The sequence below is a fragment of the Streptomyces himastatinicus ATCC 53653 genome (assembly GCF_000158915.1).
GTDB classification, from domain to species: Bacteria; Actinomycetota; Actinomycetes; order Streptomycetales; family Streptomycetaceae; genus Streptomyces; species Streptomyces himastatinicus.
The window spans coordinates 1,588,605-1,596,050 of sequence record NZ_GG657754.1; the positions used below are offsets into that span (position 1 = coordinate 1,588,605).

Annotated in this window: 8 protein-coding genes and 2 pseudogenes; 7 read left to right on the forward strand and 3 right to left on the reverse strand. The window is 73.1% G+C overall.

The window, feature by feature from the left end; translation table 11 throughout:
• Both SSOG_RS06035 and SSOG_RS06040 read left to right on the forward strand, forming a co-directional pair.
• Positions 1-739 (forward strand): DeoR/GlpR family DNA-binding transcription regulator (locus SSOG_RS06035; RefSeq protein ID WP_039936692.1); only part of this gene is annotated, 739 nt, incomplete at its 5' end.
• Positions 740-771: 32 nt separating this feature from the next.
• Positions 772-1,242 (forward strand): SRPBCC family protein, encoded by a 471-nt coding sequence (locus SSOG_RS06040; RefSeq protein WP_009713322.1) that lies wholly within the window; start codon positions 772-774, stop codon positions 1,240-1,242.
• A gap of 28 nt (positions 1,243-1,270) precedes the next feature.
• Here SSOG_RS06040 and SSOG_RS06045 read toward each other — a convergent pair whose 3' ends face one another.
• Complete coding sequence (locus SSOG_RS06045) at positions 1,271-2,404, reverse strand: PLP-dependent cysteine synthase family protein (protein ID WP_009713323.1); 1,134 nt, start codon at positions 2,402-2,404, stop codon at positions 1,271-1,273.
• Positions 2,405-2,580: 176 nt separating this feature from the next.
• Between SSOG_RS06045 and SSOG_RS06050 the strand changes: the two genes are divergently transcribed.
• Both SSOG_RS06050 and SSOG_RS58370 read left to right on the forward strand, forming a co-directional pair.
• Positions 2,581-2,907, forward strand: a complete 327-nt coding sequence (locus SSOG_RS06050) for a hypothetical protein (RefSeq protein ID WP_009713324.1) — start codon at positions 2,581-2,583, stop codon at positions 2,905-2,907.
• Between the two features lie 186 nt (positions 2,908-3,093).
• Positions 3,094-3,789 carry an ATP-binding protein gene (locus SSOG_RS58370; RefSeq protein ID WP_167542466.1) on the forward strand — a complete coding sequence of 232 codons (696 nt, stop codon included), beginning with the start codon at positions 3,094-3,096 and terminating at the stop codon, positions 3,787-3,789.
• A gap of 11 nt (positions 3,790-3,800) precedes the next feature.
• Here SSOG_RS58370 and SSOG_RS06060 read toward each other — a convergent pair.
• Positions 3,801-4,094: pseudogene (locus SSOG_RS06060) on the reverse strand (SHOCT domain-containing protein).
• Positions 4,095-4,237: 143 nt separating this feature from the next.
• On the opposite strand from SSOG_RS06060, the gene SSOG_RS06065 reads away from it, so the two are divergent.
• Entirely contained in the window at positions 4,238-4,819 is a 582-nt protein-coding gene (locus SSOG_RS06065) for a TetR/AcrR family transcriptional regulator (protein ID WP_245606230.1), read from the forward strand.
• Between the two features lie 31 nt (positions 4,820-4,850).
• On the forward strand, positions 4,851-5,438 hold the full coding sequence (locus SSOG_RS06070; RefSeq protein WP_009713328.1) for a DUF4865 family protein: 588 nt from the start codon (positions 4,851-4,853) through the stop codon (positions 5,436-5,438).
• A gap of 34 nt (positions 5,439-5,472) precedes the next feature.
• Here the strand turns inward: SSOG_RS06070 and SSOG_RS06075 are convergent, their stop codons facing one another.
• A complete protein-coding gene (locus tag SSOG_RS06075; protein WP_086015778.1) occupies positions 5,473-6,738 on the reverse strand; it encodes an ROK family protein in 1,266 nt (421 codons plus the stop codon).
• Here SSOG_RS06075 and SSOG_RS47530 point away from each other — a divergent pair.
• A pseudogene (locus SSOG_RS47530) lies at positions 6,687-7,446 on the forward strand (MFS transporter); the annotation flags it as partial. The gene SSOG_RS06075 and the pseudogene SSOG_RS47530 overlap by 52 nt on opposite strands.

Sequence of the window (7,446 nt, forward strand, 5' to 3'; positions counted from 1 at the left end):
CGATATGACGGTCCGTCGCGATCTGGACGCGCTGGCCCGGCTGGGCGTGCTGGAGAAGGTGCACGGCGGCGCGGTGCCGGTCGCCGAAGCGAGCACGTACGAGCCGGGGTTCGAGGCCAAGTCGGGCCTGGAGCTGACCGCGAAGGAGGACATCGCCAAGGCCGCCGCGGCGATGGTCACCCCGGGCACGGCGATCGGGCTCGCCGGCGGTACGACGGCGTTCGCGCTGGCCCAGCAGCTGCTGGAGGTGCCGGACCTGACCGTGGTCACCAACTCGGTCCGGGTGGCGGACGTGTTCTACAACGCGCAGCGGTCGGCGGCGGCGCTCGGCGGGGCGGCGCCGCGCCCCGGGGCGGCCACCGTGGTGCTCACCGGCGGGGTGCGCACCCCGTCGGACACGCTGGTGGGGCCGGTCGCGGACGCCGCGGTGCGCTCGCTCCACTTCGATGTGCTCTTCCTCGGGGTGCACGGCATATCGGTCGAGGCCGGGCTGTCCACGCCGAACCTGGCGGAGGCGGAGACCAATCGCCACTTCGTGCGATCCGCGCGGCGGGTGGTGGTGGTCGCCGACCACACCAAGTGGGGCACGGTGGGCCTGAGTTCCTTCGCCTCGCTGGACCAGGTGGACGCGCTGGTGACGGACCCGGGGCTGCCCGCCGCGGCGCGCGCCGAGATCGCCGAGTATCTGCCGGAGCTGGTCGTGGCGGGCGAGCCGGTCGAGGCCGCGTCGGACATCTGACGGAGCGACAGCCGTGCGGCTATCGTGGCCCCATGGCATACCGGTTGCGTTCCGTGGGGCTGGACTACACCCGAACCGCCCCGGTCCGACTCGCCTTCACCGCCGAGGTGTCGGCGCCGCCCGAGGCGGTGTTCGGGGCGCTGGCCGATGTCGGGGGCTGGCCCCGCTGGTTCCGCCAGGTGACCGAAGCCCGCCCCACGGCCGACGGGACGGGGCGGGAGATCCGCCTCGTGGGCGGCACCCGCTTCCGCGAGACGGTGGTGGCGGCCGACCCGTGCGAGCGGTACGCGTACCGGATCGACGAGACGAACGTACCGGGGCTGCGGGCGCTGCTGGAGGAATGGCGGCTGGTGCCGTGGCACTCCGGCACGGTGGTGCGCTACACCTTCGCGCTGGACGGCACGACGCTGGTGCGGGCCTCGGCGAGGGCGTTCCGCCCGGGGCTGCGGAAGGCGTTCCACGACGCGGTCCGGTGCCTGGACCGGCGCCTGACGACGGGGTGAGGGCCCCGGACTTCCCCCGGGGGATGCGCTAGTCCGGCCGCTGGTCCGGCCAGTGTCCGGTCGTCAGGAAGGTGTCGATCGCCTTCGTGTGCGGCTCGATGTCCAGCCCCTGCTCCTCCAGCCAGGCGTCCGAGTAGTACTTGTCCAGATACCGGTCGCCGGGGTCGCACAGCAGCGTCACCACGCTCCCCGTGCGCCCCTGCGCGACCATCTCCGCGACGATCTTCAGCGCGCTCCACAGCCCGGTCCCCGTGGACCCGCCCGCCTTGCGCCCTATCGCCCGTTCCAGCGCCCGTACGGCGGCGACGCTCGCCGCGTCCGGGACCTTCATCATCCGGTCGATCGCGCCGGGCACGAAGCTTGGTTCCATCCGGGGGCGGCCGATGCCCTCTATGCGGGAACCGGACTCGCTGCACGCGTGGGCGTCATGGCGCACCCAGCCGTCGAAGAAGCAGGAGTTCTCCGGGTCGGCGACGCACACTCGGGTGTCGTACTGCATGTAGTGCACATAGCGCGCGATGGTCGCGGAGGTGCCGCCGGTACCAGCCGTGGCGACCACCCAGGCCGGTTCGGGGTAGCGCTCCAGCCGCAGCTGCTGGTAGATCGACTCGGCGATGTTGTTGTTGCCTCGCCAGTCGGTCGCCCTTTCGGCGTAGGTGAACTGGTCCATGTAATGGCCCCCGGACTCTCCCGCGAGCGCGAGGGACTCCTCGTACATCTTCCGTGGGTCGTCCACGAAATGGCACTGGCCACCATGGAATTCGATCAGGCGGCACTTTTCCCGGCTCGTCGTGCGCGGCATCACCGCGATGAAGGGGACCCCGATCAGCTTCGCGAAGTACGCCTCGGATACGGCGGTGGAGCCGCTGGACGCCTCGATGACGGGTTTGCCGGGGCGGATCCAGCCATTGCACAGCCCGTAGAGGAACAGCGAACGGGCGAGCCGGTGCTTGAGGCTCCCTGTGGGATGGGTGGACTCGTCCTTGAGGTAGAGGTCGATCCCCCACCGCTCCGGGAGCGGGAAGCTCAGCAGATGCGTATCGGCCGAACGCTGGGCGTCGGCCTGCACTTTCCGGACGGCCTCCTTGAGCCAGTCCCGGTAGTCGTGGTCGCTGCGGTCCACGTCAACCGTGTCGACGACCGCCCGCGTCGTACTGTCCACGCCGCTCCTCGTGCTTGTGCCCCGTGCCCGGTCCGAGTGGCATACTCGGTCCATTTCGATCCTAAAGGGACCCCGGTGCGCCCTGGTGCCCCGGCCCGGTCCCGGGCACACTGCGCAGCAGGGAGAATGAGGCAGCAGCGTGCTTGCCAGTCGGAGCCACCGGGGAGGCGGTCGTGATGGCCGATACCGAGTTCAACGCCAGGGGCGTACGAATCGAGCGGTTCCTGCGCTCGGTCACCCGCGCCGGCCAGGTCTCGATCAAGGACGGCAGGCTCCAGTTGCTGACCAGCTACGGGCGCGAGATCGACAGCGCCCCGGTGCAGTCGGTCCGGGCGAGCAAACCGTGGTTCGTGGACGGCGATCAGGCCATGGCGACCCTCAACGGCACCCGCTACCGCCTCACCCTCGGCCAGCACGACGCGGCCAAGCCCTCCGGCTCCGGCGCCGCCAGCCGCTTCCTCGACGCGGTCCGCTCCGCCCGGGGCCACGTCCGCAAGGGGTGAAGGCGGCCGAGTTGCGCATGCGCGCGGGGGGACCGACCCTGGACGAGCATCAGTATCACTGAGGGTCAACAAGCGGTGACGCTGAGAACCGGCCCACCGGTCGCGCACGGCAGCCACCACTGCTGAACGCGTTCGTCGCCCGCATCTGCATCAGGCTAGCCCCAACTTCTTCAGGGAGTCGCAGCCGTGATCAGTCGTCCTAGCAGGCATTGCACGGTGGAGCTGCAAGCCCTGCCGTCGCGGATCGGTCAGGTCCGCAGAATCGTGTCGGCGCAGTTGCGCTACTGGCATCTGGATCCGCTCATCGACCCGGCGGCGCTCGGTGTCACCGAGCTGCTCACCAATGTGCACCGGCACGCCGAGCCGGACAAGCAGTGCACGGTGGAGATCGCCCTCATGATGGACCGGCTGACGGTCTCGGTCCGCGACCAGGATCCGCGGCTGCCCCGGGTCCGCGAATGCGACCCCGTCTCCACGCACGGCCGGGGGCTCGCGCTGGTGGCGGCGGTCAGCCAGACCTGGGGGATGCACGTACGGGACGACGGCAGCGGCAAGGTCGTCTGGTTCACCCTGGCCGTGCCGCAGCCCACCACCGTGAACGGCTCGCCCTACGCGGCGTACGGAGCGGCCCGCACCGCGCCGCCGCCGCACCGTGCGACCCCGGCGGCCCGACCGGCGACCGCCCCCACCCCGGCCTCCGCACCGGCGCCGGTATCCCCGGTGAGCCCGGTGACTCCGGTCTCCCCGGCGAGCCCGGGGTCCCCGGTGACTCCGGTGTCCGCTCCGGCTCCTGTGGCGGCGCCCGCCCCCGCACCGGCGGCGGCGTCCGCACCGCCGGTACGGGAGCGGGCACCGGCCGCCCGGTCGGCCGTCTCCCACTGAGGCCCGAGCGTTCAGCCGGCACCGCCCTTGGCGTGCCGGCGGAACTGCTCGTCCAGGACGGACAGACGGCGCCAGTACTCGTCCTAGTCGATCTCACCGGCCGCGAAGCGGCGGCCGAGCACCACGATCGGCGACTGCTCGCCGAGCGCCGCGCGGCCCTGCTGCCAGGGGGCGCGTCCGCGCCACCCCGCCCGCCGCAGCAGGAAGAGCCCGCCGCCGACGACCAGCGCCCACATCAGCGGGACGAAGAGAATCCACGGGCCCGGTCCGGGTCCGTCGGCGAAGCCGTGCGCCAGGGTGTTCATGATGATCGCGCTCCTCGGTGGTTCCGCAAGGTCGCTTCCGAGCGTCCCGCCCGGCGGCGCGCGGGTCGTCGTACGGCCGGGGGCAGTTCATGTAGTCCGCGGGGAGTACGCAATCTGTACCTACTAGTATGTACACTGACCGCATGACCACCTCGGAACGGCTGATCGAGAGCGCCCGGGAACTCCTGTGGGAGCGCGGCTATGTGGGCACCAGCCCCAAGGCGATCCAGCAGCGGGCGGGCGCGGGCCAGGGCAGCATGTACCACCACTTCACGGGCAAGCCCGATCTCGCGCTCGCGGCCATCCGCCGCACCGCCGAGCAGATGCGGGCCACCGCCGAGGCATCGCTGTCCGGTTCCGGGGGCGCGTACGACCGCGTCCGCGGCTATCTGCTGCGCGAACGCGATGTGCTGCGCGGCTGTCCGATCGGACGGCTGACGATGGACCCTGACGTGATCGCCGATCCGGTCCTGCGGCAGCCGGTGGACGAGACGCTGGACTGGCTGCGCGGGCGGCTGGCGGAGGTCCTCGCCGAGGGGCGGGAGGGCGGCGAGTTCACGGCCGGGCTGGATCCGGAGCGGACCGCCTCGACGGTCGTCGCGACCGTACAGGGCGGCTATGTCCTGGCCCGCGCGGCGGAGTCGGCGGCGCCCTTCGACAGCGCCGTGGAAGGTCTGCTCGCCCTGCTGACCGTCCACCGGGCGCCCGATTCCCCTTCCCGGTAAGGGAATTCCCGCAGCATTCAGGAGCCTTCATATGCATGCGATGCAGTACCGGATCACGCTGCCCGCCGACTACGACATGAAGATCATCCGGCACCGGGTGGAGTCGAAGGGGCCGCTCCTGGACGACTTCCCGGGGCTCGGCCTCAAGGCGTACGGCATCCGCAAGCGCGGGGTCGACGGCTCACCGGTCAACGCGTACGCGCCGTTCTACCTCTGGTCGGCCCCTGACGCCATGAACCGCTTCCTGTGGGGTCCCGGATTCCGGGGCATCGTCCAGGACTTCGGCCGTCCCGTCGTCGAACACTGGCAGGGGCTGGCCTTCCACCGCGGCCCAGCCGCCTCCACCGCGCCGCGCACCGCCGTCCGCCACACCACGCCGGTCCCGGCCGCCGCGGACCCCGCGACGGCCGTCGACGGCGCGGTGGAGGAGCTGCGGCGGCGGGCGTCCGCGGACGGCCTGCACTCCGCGGCCCTCGGCATCGACGCGCGCGGCTGGGAGCTGGTGCGCTTCACGCTCTGGGCCGGCTCCGCGCCGTCCGACGAGCCCGGCGACCGCTACCAGGTGCTCCACCTCTCGGCCCCCGGCCTCGCCGCGCTCCCCGAGGGGCGGCGGTGGTGAGGTGCCGGTGCGGCTGCTGAGGTAGCCGGTGCGGCTACGCCACGCCCAGCGCCGCCAGCGGGTCGTCCAGCACCGGCTGCCACGCCAACTCCGCCGCGCCCACCAGGCTGTTGTGGTCCAGCGTGCACGCCAGGATCGGCACGCCCCCGCTCCGCCCCCACAGGCTGCGCTCGGCGACGACCGCCCGCAGCCGCTCCGGGTCGGCCTCCAACAGCTCGCGGTGGAGGCCGCCCAGGATGATGCGGTCGGGGTTGAGGATGTTGACCAGCCCGGCGAGCCCGAGGCCCAGCCGGTCGATGAGCTGCTCGGCGGCGGCCCGCACCGACGGGTCGGCGTAGTCCTCGCGGATCAGGTCGCGGGCCTGCTGGAGCAGGGACACCTCGGGGCCGGGAGCGCGCCCGGCGGCGGTGAGGAAGGCGAGCGGGTCGGTCTCGATGTCCAGGCAGCCGCGGCTGCCGCAGTGGCAGGGCGGCCCCTCGGGGTTGACGGTCAGATGGCCGACCTCCAGGGCGAGCCCCGCGCTGCCGGTGTGCAGCCGCCCGTCGAGGACCAGCGCCCCGCCGACGCCGCGGTGTCCGGTGGCGACGCACAGCAGATGCTGGGAGCCGCGCCCGGCGCCGTGCCGGTGCTCGGCGAGGGCGGCGAGGTTGACGTCGTTGCCCGCGTGGCCGGTGAGGGGCTCCCCGTCGGCGCCGCGGATTCCCGCCGCGGCCAGGCTCCGGGTGAACAGCTCGCGCACCGGCGCGCCCGCGGGCCAGGCGACGTGCAGCGGGTTCAGCGCGGTGCCCTCCGGTTCGGCGACCGCGGACGGCACCGCGAGCCCCGCGCCCACACAGCGGCGGCCGGTCTCGCGCAGCAGCTGGGCCCCGGCCTCGACGACCGCGTCGATGACGTGCGCCGGGTCGGCGGGCACCGTCATACAGCCGGGGGCGGTGGCGACGGGGTTCCCGCCGAGCCCGACGAGCGCCGCCCGGAAGCCGTCGGCGTGGACCTGGGCGGCGAGCGCGACGGGCCCGCGCGGCGCGACCGCCAGCCGGTGCGAGGGGCGGCCCTGCGAACCGGCGGAGCCGAGCGGCCGCGCGTCGACCTCGATCAGGCCGAGCGCCTCCAGTTCGGCGGCGACGGCCCCCGCGGTCGCGCGGGTCACCCCGAGTTCGGTCGTGAGCACCGCGCGGGTGGGTGCGCGGCCGGTGTGTACGAGTGCCAGTGCCGGGCCAAGAGCGCCCCGGCCCCGCTCGAGCCTTGTCCGTGTCTGGGTCACGCCTCTATTCTCACTTTGTGCCGACACCAAACAAAACATGGACGGCCATTACGGGGAAACGCGCCGCCGCCGCTCCGGAGCGCGCCCTCTCCCAACTCCGCGCCGCCCTCACCGTGTTCTTCGCCCTCGACGGGTTCGTCTTCGCCGGCTGGGTGGCCCGCATTCCGGCGATCAAGGACCAGACGGGTGCCTCCGCGGGCGCCCTGGGGCTGGCCCTGCTGTGCGTATCGGTGGGCGCCACGGCCACCATGATGACCACCGGATGGCTCTGCCGCCGCTTCGGCAGCCACGCCACGACGGTCGGCCTCGCCGTGCTGCTCTCGCTCAGCGTCACGCTGCCGCCGCTGACCCATTCCGCGCTCGCCCTCGGACTGGTGCTGCTGGTCTTCGGCACCGGCTTCGGCGGGCTCAACGTCGCCATGAACAGCGCGGCCGTCGACCTCATCGCCGCGCTGCGCAGGCCGGTCATGCCCAGCTTCCACGCGGCGTTCAGCCTGGGCGGCATGGCCGGTGCGGGGCTCGGCGGGCTGATCGCGGACCATCTCTCCCCCACCCGCCATCTGGCGCTGCTGGCCGCCGTCGGGCTGGTGCTCGCTGCGGGCGCGGGCCGGACGCTGCTCTCCGTTCCGGCGCCGTCGCCGCCCGAAACCGCTACGAGCCCGGCGGCCGGGGCATCCACCGGGGCGCGGCGGGGGCCCGCGCGCGGCTGGTCGCCGTGTTCGGCCTGATCGCCCTGTGCACGGCGTA